Here is a 20,163-nt window from a genome sequence, read left to right on the forward strand (position 1 = left end):
CTAGCCGCAGGGTCCCAAGCGCGCAATAGCACAGAGCCTGTGTATCAGCGCAGGTACTTGTTCAACCCTGCACATCAAGCCCAAAACAAGGGCAACAGCCCAATATTCAGGCGCGAAACGACGCCATGCACCTAGATTTCACCGGTCAATCCAGCAGCCTCGATCCCCACCAGCGCCGCTGCTGCGTCATTGTCCGAGGTGTCACCGGTCACACCAACCGCACCGATCACAGCCCCCTTTTTGTCGCGCAACAGAACGCCGCCCGGAACCGGCACCACCTGCCCGCCATAGACGCCATTCACCGCGGTCATGAAATAGGCCTGCGCCTCGGCCCGCGCCATTTGCGCGCTGCCCGCCATGCCCAACATGACCGAGCCATATGCCTTGCCATGCGCAATCGCAAACCGACCGGGCGCGGCACCGTCTTCACGCTCAAACGCGATCACATGGCCGCCTGCATCCAGAACCACGACCGAAAGGGGCTTTAACTCCAACCGCCGCCCCTCTTCCAAAGCTTTGCGGATGATGGTGCGTGCCTTGCGCAACGTAACAGCCATTCCTGATCCCTTTCATCTGGCCAAAAATATCCCGGGGAGCGCGAGGGGCTGGCCCCTCGCTCCCGCACTCGCCGTTCAGCCCAAGGCTGCTTTCAGTTCCAGACGGCGCGCATGCAGAACCGGCTCGGTATAGCCCGAAGGTTGAACTCGTCCCTTGAAGACCAGATCGCAAGCCGCCTGAAACGCGATACCGTCAAAGCCGGGGGCCATCGGGCGATAGTCGGGGTCCCCTTCGTTCTGACGGTCAACCACCGCAGCCATTTTCTGCATTGCAGTCATGACCTGTTCTTCGCTGACAACGTCGTGATGCAGCCAGTTGGCCAGCGCCTGACTGGAAATCCGGCAGGTTGCGCGATCTTCCATCAGACCAATATCGTTAAGATCCGGCACTTTCGAACAGCCCACCCCCTGATCGACCCAGCGCACCACATAGCCAAGGATGCCCTGCGCATTGTTCTCAACTTCACGGGTGATTTCGTCGGCACTCAGGTTGCGACCACCCAGCAGCGGAACAGTCAGCAGATCGTCCAGCGTGCCCCGCGCACCGCCTGCGGCCAGTTCGTCCTGACGGGCCAGAACGTCAACCTTGTGATAATGCGTAGCGTGCAACGTCGCTGCGGTGGGCGACGGCACCCAGGCGCAGGTGGCCCCGGATTGCGGGTGGCCGATCTTTTGTTCCAGCATATCGCCCATCCGGTCGGGCATTGCCCACATCCCCTTGCCAATCTGGGCCTTGCCCTTCAGGCCGCAGGCCAGACCGATATCGACATTGCGATCCTCGTAAGAGGCAATCCACGGCGTCGCCTTCATGTCGCCCTTGGGCAGCATCGGACCCGCCTCGATCGAGGTATGAATCTCGTCCCCAGTCCGGTCCAGAAATCCGGTATTGATAAAGGCCACCCGCGATTTAGCGGCGCGGATACACTCCCGCAGATTGGCCGAGGTCCGGCGTTCCTCATCCATGATGCCCAGCTTGACGGTATTACGCGGCAGGCCAAGGATGTCTTCGACCATGTCGAAAATCTCGACCGCAAAGGCAACCTCTTCGGGGCCGTGCATCTTGGGTTTGACCACATAGACAGACCCGGTGACCGAGTTCCCGCCCTCACGTTGCAGATCGTGCATCGCAATCAGAGTGGTGCACAGCGCATCCATCAGGCCCTCACCGATTTCATTGCCTTGGGCATCGATAACGGCAGGGTTGGTCATCAGGTGACCCACATTGCGGATCAGCATCAGCGAACGGCCTTTCAAGGCCGCCTGCGCGCCGCTTGACGTGGTGTACTCCACGTCGCCCGCCAGCCTGCGGGTGAATGTCTTGCCACCTTTCGAGACCTCTTCGGCCAGGTCGCCCTTCATCAGGCCCAACCAGTTGCCATAGGCGACAACCTTGTCTTCGGCATCCACACAGGCAACTGAATCCTCGCAATCCATGATGGTCGACAGGGCAGATTCCAGATGGACATCCGCAATGCCCGCCGGATCAGCAGCACCGATGTCGCTGGAGGCATCGATCACGATCTTGATGTGCAGGCCATTGTTCTTCAACAGCACGAAATCCGGTTTCTCGGTCGCACCGCCAAACCCCACAAAATGCGCAGCATCCGCCAACGCAGGCACCAACGCGCCCCCGTCCACGCGCAGGTCAGAAACATCAGCCCACGAGCCGCTGGCCAGAGGCGCTGCGTCATCCAGAAACGCTTTGGCCCATGCAATCACTCGCGCGCCGCGCGCCGCGTCATAACCGCCAGCAGCAGGCAAATCGCCCATCGCGTCGGTGCCGTACAACGCGTCATACAAGCTGCCCCAGCGCGCATTGGCAGCGTTCAGGGCAAAACGGGCATTGGTAATGGGTACAACCAGCTGCGGACCCGGAGTGGCCGCAATCTCAGGGTCGACATTGGCCGTATCGATCTGAAAATCATCGCCTTCATCGACCAAGTAGCCGATTTCACGCAGAAAGCTCTGATAGGCGGCGGCGTCCTGCGCCTGACCTTTACGCTCAAGATGCCAGGCGTCGATCTGTCCCTGAATCATTTCCCGCTTGGCCAGCAGATCGCGGTTCTTGGGGCCCAGATCGGCCACCATCCGTGACAGACCATCCCAGAACGCTTCAGCAGTTACACCGGTTCCGGGCAGCGCTTTGCCCTCGATGAACGTGGCCAGAACCGTATCAACCTCAAGTCCGCTACGTGTTTCTCTGCTGGTCATCCTTACCTCCTGCGGGTGTACGCCGTTGTATGCTGTCAGCATTTAGAACGAAAGTTTCCGATAGGCAACATGAGCTGCGAGATTTCGGTAAAAAAATCTTACCAAATCTCCGAGGTGCGCCCAATTCACCGGCAACCGCACCGCTTGCAGCCCGCCGCCGCAGCCCATAACGTCGCGCCAGACACCAACCGATGCGAGGCCCCCGATGCGCGACGCCGCCCCCAAGACGATCTACCTGAAAGACTACACGCCCTTTGGCTATCTGGTAGACAGCGTGCATTTGACCTTTCATCTGGCCGCTCATGCAACGCGTGTCGTGTCCCGCGTGGCCTTCCGCCCCAACCCGGACGCCACCGACCGAACCTTTTTTCTGCATGGCGAGGATCTGACCCTGATCCGCGCCGCGGTCGACGGGACCGAGATTTCCCCCGACGTGACAGATAAGGGCCTGACCGCTCAGGTCCCCGACGCGCCGTTCATCTGGGAGGCCGAGGTTGAGATCGACCCCGGCAACAACACCGCGCTTGAGGGGCTGTACATGTCCAATGGCATGTATTGCACCCAGTGCGAGGCCGAGGGCTTTCGCAAGATCACCTATTACCCCGACCGCCCCGATGTAATGTCCACCTTTACCGTGCGCATCAACGGCGACCTGCCCGTATTGCTGTCCAATGGCAACCCGTCCGGTCAGGGCAAAGGCTGGGCCGAATGGACCGACCCCTGGCCCAAACCCGCCTATCTGTTTGCGCTGGTTGCGGGGGACCTGATCGCCCATCCCGGCCAGTTTACCACCATGTCGGGTCGCGATGTGGCCCTGAACCTGTGGGTGCGCCCCGGTGATGAAGGCAAATGTGCCTTCGGCATGGAGGCCCTGAAAAAGTCCATGAAATGGGATGAGGACGTCTATGGCCGTGAATACGATCTGGACGTGTTCAACATCGTGGCCGTCGATGATTTCAACATGGGCGCGATGGAGAACAAGGGGCTGAACATCTTCAACTCCTCGGCTGTGCTGGCCAGCCCCGAAACCTCGACCGATGCCAATTTCGAACGGATCGAAGCGATCATCGCCCATGAGTATTTCCACAACTGGACCGGCAACCGCATCACCTGCCGCGACTGGTTCCAGCTGTGCCTCAAAGAGGGACTGACCGTATTCCGCGATGCGCAGTTCACATCCGACATGCGCTCGGCCCCGGTCAAACGCATCCATGATGCCATTGACCTGCGCGCCCGCCAGTTCCCTGAAGATAACGGACCGCTGTCTCACCCTGTGCGGCCGGAAAGCTTTCAGGAAATCAACAACTTTTACACCGCCACGGTTTACGAAAAAGGGGCCGAGCTGATCGGGATGCTGAAACGTCTGGTGGGCGATGAGGCGTATAAGACCGCGCTGGACCTCTATTTTGACCGCCATGACGGGCAGGCCTGCACCATTGAGGACTGGATCAAGGTGTTCGAGGATACCACCGGCCGCGATCTGACCCAATTCAAAAGCTGGTACAGTCAGTCCGGCACCCCGCGCGTGACTGTGGACGAAGGTTGGGACGACGGCACCTATACCCTGACCTTGTCGCAGCACACCGCCCCCACACCGGGCCAGACAGAGAAACGGCCGCAGGTGATCCCGGTGGCCGTAGGCCTGCTGGGCCCCGACGGGGACGAGGTTCAGACCACCGAAGTTCTGGAACTGACCGAAGCCAAACAGAGCTTTGCCTTCACCGGGTTGGCGGCCAAGCCCGTGGCCTCGATCCTGCGCGACTTCTCGGCCCCTGTCATTCTGGAGCATGACCACACCGATGCCGAGCGCGCCTTTTTGCTGGCCCATGACACGGATCCGTTCAACCGCTGGCAAGCGGGCCGGTCGCTGGCCCAAAGCACCCTGCTGCGCATGATCCGCACCGGCGAGGCACCGGGTACGGATTATCTGGATGGCATGCTGACGGTGCTGCGCGATCGCGACCTTGATCCGGCCTACCGGTCGCTGATGCTGGGCCTGCCGACGCAGTCCGAACTGGCCGCTGCCCTGTTTGATGAGGGAGATACACCGGATCCGATGGCAATCTGGACAGCGGTGGAAACCCTGCGCCAGGCCACGGCGCAACACATGCAGGACCTGCTGCCGCGCTTGCTGAGCGAAACCCTGATCGATGCCCCCTTTAGTCCGGATGCCGATCAGGCGGGCAAACGGGCGCTTGGCGGGGCCGCGCTGTACCTGACCTCTAGACTGGATGGCGGTGCCCAGGCCGCTCAGGACTATGCGGCGGCCAATAACATGACCCGCCAACTGACTGCCCTCGCCTGCCTACTGCGGTCGGGTACAGGCCAGCGGGAACTGGCCGCATTCTATGAGCAATGGCAGCATGACCGGCTGGTCATGGACAAGTGGTTTGGACTGCAGGTCACTACGGCTGCGCCGGAAACCACCGCCGGGATTGCACGTGACCTGACAAAACACGCGGATTTCAACTGGAAGAACCCCAACCGTTTCCGCGCCGTCATGGGGGCGCTGGCAATGAACCATGCCGGGTTCCATCACGCGGATGGGGTGGGATACGAGTTGCTTGCAGATTGGCTGATCCGGCTGGATCCGGTGAACCCGCAGACGACCGCGCGCATGTGCACCGCGTTTCAGACATGGAAACGGTATGACCCAGACCGTCAGCACGCAATGCAGGCGCAACTGACCCGCATCGCGGATACACCCAATCTGTCGCGCGACACCACAGAGATGGTGACACGTATCCTGAACGCATGACGCCCTACACGTTCGAACGCCACAACAGGACACCGCGAACCATTGTGATCCTGATCTGTGTGTACATAGTGCTTGCGGCCCTGCATGTCCTGCTGGATGCGGCATGGTGGCTGATCGGCTTGTTCGGTCTGGCCACCCTGCCCGCGCTTTGGGACGTAGTTCACGCAACCAGGGCAGGGCTGACTTTGGACGCGGACCGGATCGCGTGGTTTTCGGGTCGCCGCGCAGCTGACATCCGGCTGAGTGAGGTAGATTACGTCCGATTCGACACCCGCTGGGACTTTTCCGTGCGCGCATCGGTTGTTTTGACCAGCGGCAAAAAAATTCGTCTTCCGGAAGAGGCCACACCACCACACCACGAATTTGAGGTTATTCTTCAAAAGGCTGGCCTGCGAACCGAACGGCACCACTTCAACGTGCTTTGAAACAATCAAAGCACATCGCGATCATTGAACATCACACCCCCGCAATCCGGGTCAACAAACTTGAATTTGAAGTGATTTTCGTTCAAATTATCAATCTGAACGACCTGTTTTTAAAAAGTTTCGAGTCTGCCATGTTTCGGTTTTTGAGGGCCAAATCGGCCCGGTCTGTTTCCCGTTCCCACCAAATGTCACGCACTGCGCGGCGCGCAGAGCCCATCCTTGCACCGATGTTGTCGGATCACGGCCAGTTGAACATTCCTCTGGCCAGCATTGCTGCCGAAGACATGATCGGGCGCGACTCGATTGAAAAAGGACGGTCTCTGGCCAGACAGGATCGTTGGTCCGAGTTGTCTCGTCAGATGCGTGTGGCGGACAAAGCCCGGGCCACAGCGCCAGACGGAATGCCGATTGCAGATTTACTGGCTTTCGGGGCCCGCGCAGATGTGGTTCTGGCAGTCGAACACGCCCTGTCAGACGGCAGCGCCCTGTCCGAATATGACCTGCTGGGCGGTATCTCAGAGCTGGAAGACGAGATGCGCGCGCATGGAAGTGATCCGATGATCACGCTGGTTGTTGCGCTGGCCCATATCGATCTGGCCTGGGCATGGCGGGGCACCGGTACAGACGCCACCCTGCCCGCGCTGCACCGATCACGCTGTGCCGCGCATTTCGACCGGGCATCGGCGCTTTTGCCCAAGTGCCGCGCAGCCGCCCCCAACAGCCCGGTGGTGACCGCGGCCAGCTGCGCCCTGTTGGCCGGTCAACGCAAGTCCAAAATCCGCGTCGCCGATGAGTATGAAAAGCTGATCACACTGGACCCGCAGAACCACAGACATATGCGGGCAATGGGCTCGCACCTGCTGCCCCGCTGGTTCGGCAGCTACGAAGAGTTGGAACTGCAAGCGCTACGCAATGCGGCCCGGACCACTGATACCTGGGGCGCTGGCGGGTACACCTGGGTTCAGTTTGATGCAATTACGCAAGACCCCGCAGCCTGCGCGCGGCTGGATGTCGAATACTTCCTGGAAGGGTTGCACGACATTCTGCATCGTCGCCCCGATCAGCAGACGGTCAACATGCTGTCTGCCTATTGTGCCATCACGATTCAGAACGGTCTCGGTCTGAACGAAAAGGCTGATCTTGTCCGTGCACAAATTCATGACGCCGCACAGTGGCTGATCCGCGATCACATGACCGAACTGCATCCCCTGATCTGGGCGCATGCGGCCAGCGGATTCAACAATTCGGTTCGCATCAACTCGGCCGAGCGGTTCGCGGCCCGGGGCCAGCGCGACGCGTTGCGTGCCATCGGCGATCTGTTCCGCGAGGAATTGCGCAGCGGCATGGACGTGACCTTTACGCCCAGCGGTCTGCAGCTGTCTCAGCACTGATTCCCCCTTGCCCCTTTGGCGCGGCGCGCCTAATACGCAGGCTTAGACTTCTGCGGAAATGAGGCGCGCCATGCTCGACCTGACATACGAAATGCCGAAAATCAAAACCATTGCCGGGGCCAAGCACGATTGGGAACTGGTGATCGGGATGGAGGTGCACGCGCAGGTCTCATCCAATGCCAAACTGTTCTCGAGCGCGTCGACCCAATTCGGGGCCGAGCCGAACTCGAACGTGGCCTTTGTGGATGCGGCGATGCCGGGAATGCTGCCGGTGATAAACGAATATTGCGTGGAACAGGCCGTGCGCACCGGGCTGGGCCTGAAAGCCGACATCAACCTGAAATCGGCCTTTGACCGCAAGAACTATTTCTATCCTGACCTGCCGCAGGGCTATCAGATTTCCCAGCTCTACCATCCCATCGTCGGCGAAGGCGAAGTGCTGGTCGAAATGGGTGACGGCACCGCGCGTATGGTGCGCATCGAACGCATCCATATGGAGCAGGACGCGGGCAAATCGATCCACGACATGGACCCGCATATGTCCTTTGTTGACCTGAACCGGACGGGCGTCTGCCTGATGGAGATCGTGTCGCGCCCCGACATTCGAGGCCCCGAAGAGGCCGCCGCCTATATCGCCAAGCTGCGCCAGATCATGCGCTATCTGGGCACTTGCGACGGCAACATGCAGAACGGCAACCTGCGGGCGGACGTGAACGTCTCGATCTGCCTGCCGGGGGCTTATGAAAAGTACCAGGAAACGCAGGACTTCTCACATCTGGGCACGCGGTGCGAGATCAAGAACATGAACTCGATGCGGTTCATCCAGCAAGCGATTGAGGTCGAAGCCCGTCGCCAGATCGCCATCGTCGAAGGTGGCGGCAAGGTCGAACAGGAAACCCGCCTGTATGACCCGGACAAGGGCGAGACGCGGTCGATGCGGTCCAAGGAAGAAGCGCATGATTATCGCTATTTCCCCGACCCCGACCTGCTGCCGCTTGAGATTGAGCAGACATGGGTGGACGACATCGCTGCCAAACTGCCGGAACTGCCCGACGCCAAAAAGGCACGGTTCATCGAAGCATTCGGCCTGACCGACTATGACGCCTCGGTCCTGACCGCCGAGGTGGAATCGGCGGCATACTTCGAGGACGTCGCAAAAGGCCGCAACGGTAAACTGGCCGCGAACTGGGTCATCAACGAGCTGTTCGGCCGCCTGAAGAAAGAAGACCACGACATCACCGACTCGCCCGTTTCTCCGGCGCAATTGGGTGGGATCATCGATCTGATTTCATCGGACGCCATTTCGGGCAAGATCGCCAAGGACCTGTTCGAGATCGTTTATACCGAAGGCGGCGACCCGGCTCAGATCGTCGAAGAACGCGGCATGAAACAGGTGACCGATACCGGCGCGATCGAGGCTGCTTTGGACGAGATCATCGCCGCCAATCCGGCGCAGGTCGAAAAGGCCAAGGTGAACCCGAAACTGGCAGGTTGGTTTGTCGGTCAGGTGATGAAAGCCACCGGCGGCAAGGCCAATCCCAAGGCCGTGAACGAGTTGGTCAGCCAAAAGCTGGGCGGATAAACACCGCGTCAAAAGACATTGAAACGGCGGGGTTTTGCACAAAATCCCCGCCGTTTTTCTTTTCCGCCCGTTTCTGGCAGATGATGACTTTCCCAAAACCAACAACATGTTAGATTGCGTGAACCCGGCAATCAGGAAGATCCGATGCAGCGCTACGAATACAAAGTCGTCCCCGCCCCGCAAAAAGGCACCAAGGCCAAGGGCGTAAAAACCGCCGAGGGCCGGTTCGCCGCATCCATTGAACAAGTGTTGAACCAAATGGGTCAGGACGGCTGGGAATACCAGCGCGCCGAGTTGCTGCCCAGCGAGGAACGCTCGGGCCTGACCAGTTCAACCGTGAACTGGCGCAATGTCCTGGTCTTTCGTCGGGAGGTTCTGGCTGATTTCGTGTCTACGCGCGCACCGGTCGAAGAAGAAGACACCGAGGAAGACGTCGTAAAAGCAAGACCGATCCCCGGACCGGACGCGGTGACACCCCCCGCCCCAATTGCCGAAGCTCCTAAAGAGCCGCCTTTGTCGCTGAAAGGGGCCGAGGCCCCCGCTGAGCAACCGGAGAAACCCTGATCTGGGTCACCCGCAACACGCCGCGCCGCTTTGTATCGGCGGGCATGGAACCGTTGCGTAGGAACAAAAGACACAACAGTCACCCTTTTGGGGTTTCAGCACTGTGTGACAGGATTTGCATTCGTAAAACCACTGGCACCTATCCGTGGGCATTGTTTCCCGTTCAACATGCCCGCAAATCGGACAGGTCAGGACAGTCTCGAAACAAAGCTCAGCCTCTTTTTGAACCATCCTGCCCCTCCCGAAGGTAAATTGTCGCTATACGCCGATATCCAACGCCAGCGCGTGAATACGCGGTACGATATCGCCCAGCGCCTTGTGAACGGCGCGGTGTCGCGCAACGCGTGACTGCCCTTCGAACGCTGCGGCGCGGATGCGGACGTTGAAATGGCTTTCACCCCCCTCCTGAAAGCCCGCATGGCCCCGGTGGCTTTCGCTGTCGTCGATCACCTCAAGCTCATGCGGATCAAAGGCGTCTTGCAGGCGGGTTTTAATCTCGTCGGTCACGCTCATTTTTTCGCTCAGCGGCAAAAATTTTACCGCACCCCTCTTCTACTTTCGGCTGCTTAGACTAAACTGCTGCCTCCGAGTCGAGAAGATGCGTTCTTAAGGATCACAGCATGACGAAATCAGACCCTTTCGGATTCGATATGTCCGTCTCCAGCGCCAAGAAAAAGAACCCGCGCGGGCGTCGGGGCATGTCGGGCGCGTCTGAAACATCGGTGCGAATCTGTGATCATCCGGGCTGTGAAGAGCCGGGCAAGTATCGCGCGCCCAAAGCACCGGATGTGCTGGATGATTTTTATTGGTTCTGCCAGCAGCATGTGCGCGAATATAACCAGAAATGGAATTTCTTCGACGGCACCACCGAGGCCGAGCTGAACGCCCAACGCTCCAAGGACAAGGTCTGGGAACGTGAAACCAAGCCCATGGGCGACCCTGAGGCGCGCGCCTGGGCGCGTCTGGGCATCGAGGACCCGCACCAGGTGCTGGGGTCGAACAGCACGCAGAACAAAGGCCGCACCACGGGCGGAGGCGGTCGCCGCCTGCCCCCGACCGAGCGACGCGCGATTGAGATTCTGGAAGCCAATGACAGCTGGACCAAGGCCGAGGTCCGCAAGGCCTACAAAAAGTTGATCAAGGTTCTGCACCCCGACATGAACGGCGGCGACCGATCTCAGGAAGAGCAGCTGCAAGAGGTCGTTTGGGCCTGGGATCAGATCAAGGACAGCCGGAATTTCAAGTAAGGCCCGGGTGTCTTAGAAAAGTCGTTAATTTACATCGGATTCGGGCTGGAAAATCCCGAATTTGAACCCCATTGTCGAACCGATTTTTGTCCTGTCTTTCCCGAGGTTCGACATTGCAAACGCCCTTAAGCCTGTTTCTGGCATCCCTCGGCGGAATGGCCGCCGCGATTTTCCTGCCCGCACGGCCTGAGTGGCTGTTGCTGGCCTCTTCCTGCGCGGTGGCAAGCCTGATCCTGCTGCTGCGGGCGTGGCGCAAACGGCGCGGGCCCTCTGGCGACTGGATCATCCTCGACGGTTCGAATGTGATGCATTGGAGGAACGGAAAACCCGACCTCAAGACGCTGCGCGAAGTTCTTGCCGCGCTCAAGACGGCAGGTTTACGGCCTGCGGTCGTGTTCGACGCCAACGCCGGGTACAAGATCGCAGATCGCTACCTGAATGACCGTGATTTCGCCAGACTGCTCAAACTGCCGGTCGATTGCGTCATGATTGCCCCAAAGGGAACGCCAGCGGACCCTCTGATCCTGCGGGCGGCACAGGATCACAAGGCACGCGTGGTCACAAATGATCGTTTTCGCGATTGGGATACCCATTTTCCCGGCGTGCACCAAAACAGCCTGGTCCGGGGCGGGTTCAAACAAGGGAAACTGTGGTTATCGCTTTAGGGACCAAAGAATGTGGTAATCCCGGGGGCAAACCCCTTCGACCCGCTGTCATCTTAACTCCAGTTTCGAAGAAACATCTGGTCAGCTTCTGCACGGTCTCTCTTTCCCTTGCCCTTGCCCGTAATATGTTGCACCACACACGGGTTCAAACCCGGCAAGACGGGCCAAAGGATAAGGACAAGGCGCATGGCTGACGGATCGATCGACATCAACGCAAAACCAACCGAGGATATCTCGGTCCGTGACGTGTTCGGCATTGACAGCGATATGGCGGTCAAGGGCTTTGCCGAGCGCAGTGACAGGGTTCCGGCCATCGACCCGACCTACAAGTTTGACCCAGAGACCACGCTGGCGATTCTGGCCGGTTTCACTCATAACCGCCGGGTGATGATTCAGGGCTATCACGGCACCGGGAAATCGACCCATATCGAGCAGGTTGCCGCCCGCCTGAACTGGCCCGCCGTGCGTGTGAACCTGGACAGCCATATCAGCCGGATCGACCTGATCGGTAAGGACGCGATCAAGCTGCGTGACGGCAAGCAAGTCACCGAATTCCACGAAGGCATCCTGCCCTGGGCGCTGCGTAACCCCGTCGCCATCGTCTTCGACGAATACGATGCGGGCCGCGCCGACGTGATGTTCGTGATCCAGCGCGTGCTGGAGCATGACGGCAAGTTGACCCTGTTGGACCAGAACGAGATCATCACGCCGAACCCGAATTTCCGCCTGTTCGCCACCGCAAACACCGTGGGTCTGGGCGACACCACCGGTCTGTATCACGGCACGCAACAGATCAACCAGGCGCAGATGGACCGCTGGTCGCTGGTCTCGACGCTGAATTACCTCAGCCACGATGCCGAGACGATGATCGTTCTGTCGAAGGCACCGCATTACAACACCGAGAAAGGCCGCAAGACCGTCAGCCAGATGGTCACCGTTGCCGACCTGACGCGGACCGCCTTTATGAACGGTGATCTGTCCACAGTGATGAGCCCACGGACCGTGATCAACTGGGCCCAGAACGCCGAGATTTTCCGCAATGTCGGCTATGCGTTCCGCCTGTCCTTCCTGAACAAATGTGACGAACTGGAGCGCCAGACCGTGGCTGAGTTCTATCAGCGTTGCTTTGATGAGGAACTGCCTGAAAGCGCGGCAAGCGTGAGCCTGGGCTGAGACAGGTGAATTGCGCCCGTACCGGGCGCAATGCCTCCGGCGGGGATATTTTTGGCCAGATGAAGGTGGATCCGGTTCCGCTTTGATTTGTCGGGCCCATGCAATACAAAGGGCGTCTGCACATGGTACAGAAGAACGACAACCCTGCTGATCCGTTCAAGAAGGCCCTGGCCGAGGCCACCAAGGTCATGGCCGATGATCCTGAACTGAACGTGTCCTACACGGTCGATCCGTCGGGATTGTCCGGCGAATCGATGCGCCTGCCGCAGGTCAGCCGCCGGATGACGCGCGAAGAGGTGTTGCTGGCGCGCGGAACGGCGGACGCTCTGGCCTTGCAGCGGCGTTATCACGATGATGCGACCCACGCGCGCTATGCCCCTCCGGGCGATATGGCGCGCGACCTCTATGAGGCGATGGAGGTGGCGCGGTGCGAAGCGATGGGCGCGCGGGATATGCCGGGCACGGCCTCGAATATCGACGTCAAGATCGGGCATGAGGCCCTGCGTCGCGGTTATGATCAATGCAAACAGCCTGCGGATGCGCCTTTGTCGGTTGCGGCGGGCTATCTGATCCGCCATTTGGCCACCGGGCGCGACCTGCCGCCTGCGGCTGACAACATCATGAATCTGTGGCGCGGGTTTATCGAGGAACAAGCCGGCGGGACGCTGGAAAACCTTGACGATATCCTTTCGGATCAGGCCGAATTCGCCAAGTTCGCGCGCCAGATGATCAAGGATCTGGGCTATGGCGACCAGCTGGGTGATGACCCGGATGAGCTGGACGACGAGCAGGAAGATCAGGCCGAGGAAGACGCCGAAGAGCAGCCCGATCCCGACAGCACCGGCCAGGATGATCCCGACGAACAGGACGCCGACGCGACGCCCGAACAAAGTCAGGAAGAGCAGCAGGATCAATCTCAGGCCCAGGTCTCGATGGATGAGATGGCCGATGAAGAGATGGGCGATGAGGCCGAGATGCCCGAGGGGGAGGCTCCGCTGGAACCGCCTGCCCCGCAACCCGCATCCGAGGCCGATCCGGACTACAAGGTCTATCTGAGCACCCATGACGAAGAGATCGCGGCTGAAGATCTGGCAGAACCCGCTGAACTGGAACGTCTGCGCGCCTATCTGGACCAGCAGCTTGAGCCGCTGAAAGGCGCGGTGAGCCGTCTGGCCAACAAGCTGCAGCGTCGGTTGCAGGCGCAACAGAACCGCAGTTGGGAATTCGACCGCGAAGAAGGTATTCTGGATGCCGGTCGTCTGGCCCGCGTGGTTGCAAATCCGACCACGCCACTGAGCTTCAAGGTCGAGAAAGACACCGAATTCCGCGACACGGTCGTGACGCTGCTGCTGGACAATTCGGGTTCGATGCGCGGGCGCCCGATCTCAATCGCGGCCATCTGCGCCGACGTTCTGGCCCGCACGCTGGAGCGCTGCAATGTGAAGGTCGAGATTCTGGGCTTTACCACCCGCGCATGGAAAGGCGGTCAGGCGCGTGAGGCATGGTTGAATGATGGCCGCCCGCAACAGCCCGGTCGCCTGAATGATCTGCGCCATATCATCTACAAAGGGGCCGACGCCCCATGGCGGCGTGCACGCCCCAATCTGGGCCTGATGATGAAAGAGGGCCTTCTGAAGGAAAACATCGACGGTGAGGCGCTGGAATGGGCCCATCGCCGGATGCTGGCGCGGCGCGAGCAGCGCAAGATCCTGATGGTGATTTCCGATGGCGCACCGGTCGACGATTCAACGCTCAGCGTGAACCCGGCGAATTATCTGGAAAAGCACCTGCGCGACGTGATCGCGATGGTCGAAAAGCGCAAGATGGTCGAGCTTTTGGCGATCGGGATCGGCCATGACGTGACCCGCTATTACGACCGCGCGGTGACAATCACGGATGTCGAACAGCTGGCCGGCGCCATGACCGAGCAATTGGCAGCCCTGTTCGACAGCGACCCGCGGGCGCGGGCCCGTGTGATGGGAATGAAAAAGGCCAGCTAGGGCTGGCCTTGCCTCGGGCGGGCGTATTTTCCAAATAGAAGAAAAGACAAAGGCCCGTATGGGAGGGGTAAGATATGTTTCAGTCCTTTGAGGTGACCGCGCGCCCGGAACAGGGCCCTCCGCGTTTGGCTGCATTGCGGGAAGAACTCGCGCGCGAAGGGTTGGACGGATTTCTGATCCCCCGCTCGGATGCGCATCAGGGCGAGTATGTGGCCCCCCGGGATGAGCGTCTGGCATGGCTGACCGGGTTCACCGGATCGGCCGGTTTTTGTGCGGCATTGACGGATGTGGCGGGTGTTTTTGTGGACGGGCGGTATCGCACGCAGGTCAAGGCGCAGGTTGCGTCTGACTATACCCCGGTGCCGTGGCCCGATGTCAGCCTGAGCACATGGTTGAAGGATCAATTGCCCAAAGGTGGCAAAGTGGGGTTTGACCCCTGGCTGCATTCGGCCGGCCAGATCGCCGCAGCTCAGAGAGAGTTGGCGGGCAGTGGTATCGAATTGTTGCGCTGTGACAATCTGGTGGATCGGGTGTGGCAGGATCAGCCCCCCGCCCCGATGAACCCGGTCAAGGCGCACCCGCTGGAATTCGCAGGCGAATCTGCGGATAACAAGATCGCCCGTCTTTCAGAGGCGCTGCGAGAAGCGGACTGCAGCGCGGCTGTCATCACCCTGCCCGACTCGATCATGTGGTTGCTGAACATCCGGGGCTCGGACATCGGATACAACCCGGTGGCGCATGGCTTTGCTATTCTGCAGGCCGGCGGGCAAGTGGATCTATTCATGGCCCGGGAAAAGCTGGCGGTGCCTCTGGGGGACGCAGTTCGCGTTCATGCACCGGACGATTTTCTGGAGGCCGTCGCGGCGCTTGAAGGCCAGGTGCAGGTCGATCTGGGCACTCTGCCCCAGGCCGTGGCCGATGTGTTGCAGGACCGGATGGTCGACGATGGCGATCCCTGCGCACTGCCCAAAGCCTGCAAAAACGCGGCAGAGATCGCGGGCAGCGCCGCAGCCCATCTGCGCGATGCCGTGGCTGTCATCGAAACCCTGTGCTGGCTGGATGCGCAGGCCCCCGGTACGCTGACGGAAACTCAGGTCGTAACACGGCTGGAGGAAAACCGGCGCAAGGATAACGCGCTGCAGGATATTTCCTTCGACACAATCGCGGGCACTGGCCCCAACGGCGCGATCATGCATTACCGCGTGACCGAGGAGACCGACAGCGTTCTGGAAGACGGGCATATTCTGGTGCTCGACAGTGGCGGGCAGTATCTGGACGGCACCACCGACATCACCCGCACCATCGCCATCGGCGAGGTTGGGGATGAGGAAAAAGCCTGCTTCACCCGTGTGTTGAAAGGCATGATCAACCTGTCGATGCTGCGCTGGCCCGTGGGTCTGGCCGGACGGGATATCGAAGCCTTTGCCCGCGCGCCGCTATGGGCCGCAGGGCAGGACTTCAACCATGGCGTGGGACATGGCGTGGGCGCTTATCTCAGCGTGCATGAAGGGCCGCAGCGTCTGTCCAAGGTCAGCCATGTGCCGCTGCTGCCGGGGATGATCCTGTCGAATGAGCCGGGTTACTACCGCGAAGGGGCGTTTGGCATCCGCATCGAGAACCTTGTTGTCGTCGAAGACGCGCCCACCCTGCCTGGCGGTGACGACGAACGCGCGATGCTGGCATGGCGCACCCTGACCTTTGTACCCATCGACCGGCGGTTGATCCTGCCCCAGATGCTGACAACGGCGGAACGCGATTGGCTCAACGCCTATCACCGCGAGGTTGCGGAAAAAATCCGGCCAAGGCTGGGCGATGACGCGCAACTGTGGTTGGATGCCGCAACCGCGCCAATCTGACGCGAAACTGTTACATATACCGGGCAGAGGAGAGGCCCATAAAGACGAGGGAAGAGATATGGTTGAGATTACGATCCGCAAAGCTCCGGGCAAATGGAGCGTCCGTTCAGGCGGTGCCATTCTGGGCGAAAGTCATGAGGCGCTGGAACTGGCCGAAGGTGATCTGACCCCAGTGATCTATTTCCCGCGCTCGGATATCGCTATGGCCTTTCTGGACGAAACCGACAAGGTCACGCATTGCCCGCACAAAGGCGACGCCACGCATTTCTCGATCGTCAACAAATCCTCGGTGACCGAGAACGCCGCCTGGAGTTATGACAACCCGGTATCGGCCATGGGTGAAATCAAGGGCTATGTGGCCTTCTACCCGGCCGAGTCGGTGAAGGTCGAGCAAATCTGATCTGACCAACCGGCCGCTTCAGGCCATAAAACCGGGCGTGTTCACGCAGCTGTTGAATGCACGTGAGCCGCCCACGGTGCAAAATGTGCATGGATACCATCGGAGGATGCCATGTCGATCACGCGCCGCACTTTCACAGGACTGTTGGCCAGCGCCGCCCTTCCCGGTGCCCTTTGGGCGCAGCAGGACCCAGTGCTTGAGGCCGTCAGGTCCACTCTGTACAGCAGCAATTCTGAATTCGAAGAGGGCATGGCCTTTCTGGTGCAACGGGGCAATCCGGATGTGGTCCCTGCCCTGATCACCGCCATGCGCTATGCCCGGCGGCGCAGTGATGAGATCGCCGAAGTCATGCGCCAGCTGACCGGCACCAGCATCGGCACCGACTGGTTCGACTGGATGCTGTGGCAGGAACAGAACCCGCAGGTGGTGCCGCATCCTTCGTTGATTCCGTTCAAGCGCGAGGTCTTGCTGGGCCTCGACGAAAACTTTGATGACTTCCTGCGCCCGGAGTATATACAGCGGGACAAAATGAAAATCCGACTGGAAGAGATCACCTGGGGCGGCGTGCTCAAGGACGGTATCCCCTCGTTGGACAATCCCAATCTGATCTCTGCTGACCGTGCCGATTACCTCAAGGACGGTGATCTGGTGTTTGGCGTCTCGATCAACGGAGATGTGCGTGCCTATCCGCTGCGGATCATGGGCTGGCACGAGATGTTCAACGAGGTGATCGGAGGCGTGCCGGTGGCACTGGCCTATTGCACACTCTGCGGCTCGGGCATTTTGTTTGAGACACAGGTTGCAGGTCGGCGAAAACCTCTGGTCTTTGGCTCATCCGGGTTCCTCTACCGGTCCAACAAGCTGATGTTCGACCGTGAGACAAATTCGCTGTGGAACCAATATACGGGCAAGCCGGTTTCCGGGCCGCTGGTCAACAGCGGGATCGAGCTGAAACAGCGCCCGGTCGTCATCACCACATGGCAAAGCTGGAAGAGCTCGCACCCCAAGACCCGCGTTCTGTCGCTGACAACCGGGCATCGGCGCAACTATGGGTCAGGGGTGGTGTATCGCGAATATTTCGCCTCGCCCGAATTGATGTTTCCTGCTTTGGTCGATCAATCCCAGCACCAGCAAAAGGATTACATCTTTACCATTCGGCAGTTCGGTGCAGCGCGGGCCTGGCCGCTTGAGGCGTTCAGCAGAACCCGTGTGATCAATGACGCAATTGCCAACCGACCGCTGGTTCTGATCGGTAATGCTGACAAGCGTGCTGTGCGGGCGTATGAACGAAAATCGCATCAGTTCAAGGCATCCGGCAGCGGTCTGGTGGATCAGAACGGACAGAAGTGGAAACTGACCGAAGAGGCGCTGATCGGACCGGACGGCGCGGAACTGCCACGAGTTGCGGGGCATATCTCGTACTGGTTCGCCTGGGACAATTATCTGGGCGACGCGGCCACGGTTTATCGCGGTTAAGAGTGCTCCTCGGCAGCTGTGGCCGCCAGAGCCCGGTTATACGCCTTGAGCGCGTCTATGTGATAAAGCGCGCCCACAGGGTTTTCACACCCGTCCTCATCCACGATCACGACCGGGATGCACGGGATGTCGTCACGGTCGAAGTACGGCATCGCAGCCTCAAGCGTTGCGCTGGCTTTCACGCACAGGCCCTGTTCGATCAACCCCTGCGCCTGTTCCTTGGTGATCGAGCGGGGATCGCCGATTGGCCGCATCACAGCCCCGGCACGCAGCATCGCCAGCAGGTAGGCTTGCGGCCCGGCGGCCAGATGCACATCACGCCGCTCCAACTGTGTCAGGAAGAACGACCGGTCGACAAGGCGCGACGCCAAAGCAGTGGACATTGAGACCGAGACCATCACCGCAAGCCCGATCTGCCAATCCCCGGTCAGCTCAAAGACAATCATCGTGGTTGAGATCGGCGCCCCCAGAACCGCAGCAGCCACTGCCCCCATCCCGGCAAAGGCATAAAGCGTGTGCGTCCCCGACACATCCGGCAGCAGCCCGGTGGCAATCAGGCCAAAGGCCAGGCCCGTCAGAGCCCCAACCATCAACGAGGGTGAGAATACCCCGCCGCCCATACGCCCCCCCATGGTGACGGCAACGGCAACGGTTTTCATCACCGCAAACAGAATCGCGGCCGTCAGGGTCAGATCGCCGGTCAGCGCGCGGATCGTCGTCTCATACCCTACGCCGATAATATGCGGAAACCAGATCGCCAGCAGACCCAGCATCGCCCCCGCCACCGCCGGGCGCAGCCAACGCGGCAGAGACAGGCGGTTCTGGATATGGGTGCCGATATCCTCGGCAAAAAAGATCGAGCGCATCAGCACCAGCGACACCAGCCCGCAGATCAGGCCAAGGATCAAAAAGGCAGGCAGTTCGACGTAGAATTGCAGCGATCCCGGCGTCTCCAGCACAAACTCGGTCACGTCGCCATATTCCAGTCGGTTGATCACCGTGCCCGCAACCGAGGCGATGACAATCGGGGCAAAGGCGTGCACGGCGAAATGGCGCAGCACAACCTCAAGCGCAAACAGGGCCCCCGCGATCGGAGAGTTAAAGCTGGCCGACACAGCCGCCGCCACCGCACATCCCAACAGGTCGCGTCCGGTGATGCCATCCGCATGTATCCGGTCACTGACCCAGGTTGAGATCACACCGGCCATATGTACAACTGGCCCTTCGCGGCCCGTTGACCCCCCGGTACTGAGCGTGACCAGCGAGGCAAAGAAGGACGCGATTCCGGCCTTTTTCTCGACCCGTCCGTCGGTGATGGCAGCCCCTTCGATCACGTCAGCGACCGAGCGCACACGGCCATCGTCGGTAAACCTGTGCAGGATAATCCCTACGATCAAACCGCCGATGATCGGTGTGATCAGAACGATGAACCAGGGCAGCTTTTCCACATGGCTGTGCAGCAGCAGGATGTCTTCGGTGTCATAGACCCAGGCCTGCAACCCCCGGATCGCCTTGCGAAAGCCCAATGCCATAAAGCCCGCCGCGATCCCGATTGCCAGTGCGATGAACCAGAACTGGATCTGGCTTGGTCCACGTCGCCGCATCACCCGCCACGCCTCTTTCATCGCGGCCAAAGCCTGATTTAGCTGGTTGCGAAGAACGGTGCGCGTCGATTGGGTCATTGGCCCTCGGGGATCAGGTCATATCCCTTAGTAAGCCACGGAGGGCACAGATAAAAGCCGGATCGCGCGACAGTGAAGGGCTTAAAGCGGTTCGGGTTTAACGTGAGACACGAATACCCTGCCACGCCTGCGGCGTTCTCGGGACATTCATGTCGCAGGGTGATTCAGGTAATCCC

The 20,163-nt window shown here is 60.1% G+C and carries 17 protein-coding genes; 12 read left to right on the forward strand and 5 right to left on the reverse strand.

Annotated elements, in window-relative coordinates; all coding sequences use genetic code 11:
* Nucleotides 1-131: 131 nt before the first annotated feature.
* A complete protein-coding gene (locus ACRZ94_RS03370; protein ID WP_480796661.1) occupies nt 132-557 on the reverse strand; it encodes a GlcG/HbpS family heme-binding protein in 426 nt (141 codons plus the stop codon).
* Nucleotides 558-632: 75 nt separating this feature from the next.
* A complete protein-coding gene (locus tag ACRZ94_RS03375; protein WP_480796662.1) occupies nt 633-2,768 on the reverse strand; it encodes a malate synthase G in 2,136 nt (711 codons plus the stop codon).
* Between the two features lie 205 nt (nt 2,769-2,973).
* Between ACRZ94_RS03375 and pepN the strand changes: the two genes are divergently transcribed.
* From pepN to ACRZ94_RS03400, 5 genes are all read left to right on the forward strand, one after another.
* Entirely contained in the window at nt 2,974-5,526 is a 2,553-nt protein-coding gene (gene pepN, locus ACRZ94_RS03380) for an aminopeptidase N (protein ID WP_480796663.1), read from the forward strand.
* Between the two features lie 44 nt (nt 5,527-5,570).
* Nucleotides 5,571-5,951: a hypothetical protein gene (locus tag ACRZ94_RS03385; protein WP_480796664.1), complete on the forward strand. Its 381-nt coding sequence runs from the start codon at nt 5,571-5,573 to the stop codon at nt 5,949-5,951.
* Between the two features lie 185 nt (nt 5,952-6,136).
* On the forward strand, nt 6,137-7,342 hold the full coding sequence (locus tag ACRZ94_RS03390; protein WP_480796665.1) for a hypothetical protein: 1,206 nt from the start codon (nt 6,137-6,139) through the stop codon (nt 7,340-7,342).
* 70 nt (nt 7,343-7,412) lie between these two features.
* The gene (gene gatB / locus ACRZ94_RS03395) at nt 7,413-8,924 is read left to right on the forward strand and encodes an Asp-tRNA(Asn)/Glu-tRNA(Gln) amidotransferase subunit GatB (protein WP_480796666.1); all 1,512 of its coding nucleotides are present in this window, start codon (nt 7,413-7,415) and stop codon (nt 8,922-8,924) included.
* Nucleotides 8,925-9,068: 144 nt separating this feature from the next.
* Nucleotides 9,069-9,488: a DUF4177 domain-containing protein gene (locus ACRZ94_RS03400; RefSeq protein ID WP_480796667.1), complete on the forward strand. Its 420-nt coding sequence runs from the start codon at nt 9,069-9,071 to the stop codon at nt 9,486-9,488.
* Between the two features lie 6 nt (nt 9,489-9,494).
* Here the strand turns inward: ACRZ94_RS03400 and ACRZ94_RS03405 are convergent, their stop codons facing one another.
* Nucleotides 9,495-9,719 carry a GDCCVxC domain-containing (seleno)protein gene (locus tag ACRZ94_RS03405; protein WP_480796668.1) on the reverse strand — a complete coding sequence of 75 codons (225 nt, stop codon included), beginning with the start codon at nt 9,717-9,719 and terminating at the stop codon, nt 9,495-9,497.
* Nucleotides 9,720-9,746: 27 nt separating this feature from the next.
* Nucleotides 9,747-10,001, reverse strand: coding sequence for a BolA family protein (locus tag ACRZ94_RS03410; RefSeq protein ID WP_480796669.1), 255 nt, complete (start codon nt 9,999-10,001; stop codon nt 9,747-9,749).
* 107 nt (nt 10,002-10,108) lie between these two features.
* Between ACRZ94_RS03410 and ACRZ94_RS03415 the strand changes: the two genes are divergently transcribed.
* The 7 genes from ACRZ94_RS03415 (at nt 10,109) to ACRZ94_RS03445 (ending at nt 18,305) form a co-directional block, all read left to right on the forward strand.
* Nucleotides 10,109-10,735: a J domain-containing protein gene (locus ACRZ94_RS03415; RefSeq protein ID WP_480796670.1), complete on the forward strand. Its 627-nt coding sequence runs from the start codon at nt 10,109-10,111 to the stop codon at nt 10,733-10,735.
* Nucleotides 10,736-10,848: 113 nt separating this feature from the next.
* On the forward strand, nt 10,849-11,400 hold the full coding sequence (locus ACRZ94_RS03420; RefSeq protein WP_480796671.1) for an NYN domain-containing protein: 552 nt from the start codon (nt 10,849-10,851) through the stop codon (nt 11,398-11,400).
* 186 nt (nt 11,401-11,586) lie between these two features.
* Nucleotides 11,587-12,573, forward strand: coding sequence for a cobaltochelatase subunit CobS (gene cobS / locus ACRZ94_RS03425; RefSeq protein ID WP_480796672.1), 987 nt, complete (start codon nt 11,587-11,589; stop codon nt 12,571-12,573).
* Between the two features lie 122 nt (nt 12,574-12,695).
* Nucleotides 12,696-14,573 (forward strand): cobaltochelatase subunit CobT, encoded by a 1,878-nt coding sequence (cobT, locus tag ACRZ94_RS03430; protein WP_480796673.1) that lies wholly within the window; start codon nt 12,696-12,698, stop codon nt 14,571-14,573.
* A gap of 74 nt (nt 14,574-14,647) precedes the next feature.
* The gene (locus tag ACRZ94_RS03435; protein WP_480650323.1) at nt 14,648-16,429 is read left to right on the forward strand and encodes an aminopeptidase P family protein; all 1,782 of its coding nucleotides are present in this window, start codon (nt 14,648-14,650) and stop codon (nt 16,427-16,429) included.
* 58 nt (nt 16,430-16,487) lie between these two features.
* Entirely contained in the window at nt 16,488-16,829 is a 342-nt protein-coding gene (locus tag ACRZ94_RS03440; RefSeq protein ID WP_480650322.1) for a DUF427 domain-containing protein, read from the forward strand.
* Between the two features lie 111 nt (nt 16,830-16,940).
* Nucleotides 16,941-18,305 carry a DUF3179 domain-containing protein gene (locus ACRZ94_RS03445; RefSeq protein WP_480650321.1) on the forward strand — a complete coding sequence of 455 codons (1,365 nt, stop codon included), beginning with the start codon at nt 16,941-16,943 and terminating at the stop codon, nt 18,303-18,305.
* Here ACRZ94_RS03445 and ACRZ94_RS03450 read toward each other — a convergent pair.
* Nucleotides 18,302-19,987, reverse strand: coding sequence for a chloride channel protein (locus tag ACRZ94_RS03450; protein ID WP_480650320.1), 1,686 nt, complete (start codon nt 19,985-19,987; stop codon nt 18,302-18,304). The genes ACRZ94_RS03445 and ACRZ94_RS03450 overlap by 4 nt on opposite strands.
* Nucleotides 19,988-20,163 lie beyond the last annotated feature (176 nt).

Source organism: Ruegeria sp. CH10 (assembly GCF_056537125.1).

Coding starts and splice junctions, on each gene's coding strand:
- ACRZ94_RS03370 (WP_480796661.1), bottom strand. CDS start 557: ATGGCTGTTACGTTGCGCAAGGCACGCACCATCATCCGCAAAGCTTTG.
- ACRZ94_RS03375 (WP_480796662.1), bottom strand. CDS start 2,768: ATGACCAGCAGAGAAACACGTAGCGGACTTGAGGTTGATACGGTTCTG.
- pepN (WP_480796663.1), top strand. CDS start 2,974: ATGCGCGACGCCGCCCCCAAGACGATCTACCTGAAAGACTACACGCCC.
- ACRZ94_RS03390 (WP_480796665.1), top strand. CDS start 6,137: ATGTCACGCACTGCGCGGCGCGCAGAGCCCATCCTTGCACCGATGTTG.
- gatB (WP_480796666.1), top strand. CDS start 7,413: ATGCTCGACCTGACATACGAAATGCCGAAAATCAAAACCATTGCCGGG.
- ACRZ94_RS03400 (WP_480796667.1), top strand. CDS start 9,069: ATGCAGCGCTACGAATACAAAGTCGTCCCCGCCCCGCAAAAAGGCACC.
- ACRZ94_RS03405 (WP_480796668.1), bottom strand. CDS start 9,719: ATGGTTCAAAAAGAGGCTGAGCTTTGTTTCGAGACTGTCCTGACCTGT.
- ACRZ94_RS03410 (WP_480796669.1), bottom strand. CDS start 10,001: ATGAGCGTGACCGACGAGATTAAAACCCGCCTGCAAGACGCCTTTGAT.
- ACRZ94_RS03415 (WP_480796670.1), top strand. CDS start 10,109: ATGACGAAATCAGACCCTTTCGGATTCGATATGTCCGTCTCCAGCGCC.
- cobS (WP_480796672.1), top strand. CDS start 11,587: ATGGCTGACGGATCGATCGACATCAACGCAAAACCAACCGAGGATATC.
- cobT (WP_480796673.1), top strand. CDS start 12,696: ATGGTACAGAAGAACGACAACCCTGCTGATCCGTTCAAGAAGGCCCTG.
- ACRZ94_RS03435 (WP_480650323.1), top strand. CDS start 14,648: ATGTTTCAGTCCTTTGAGGTGACCGCGCGCCCGGAACAGGGCCCTCCG.
- ACRZ94_RS03440 (WP_480650322.1), top strand. CDS start 16,488: ATGGTTGAGATTACGATCCGCAAAGCTCCGGGCAAATGGAGCGTCCGT.
- ACRZ94_RS03445 (WP_480650321.1), top strand. CDS start 16,941: ATGTCGATCACGCGCCGCACTTTCACAGGACTGTTGGCCAGCGCCGCC.
- ACRZ94_RS03450 (WP_480650320.1), bottom strand. CDS start 19,987: ATGACCCAATCGACGCGCACCGTTCTTCGCAACCAGCTAAATCAGGCT.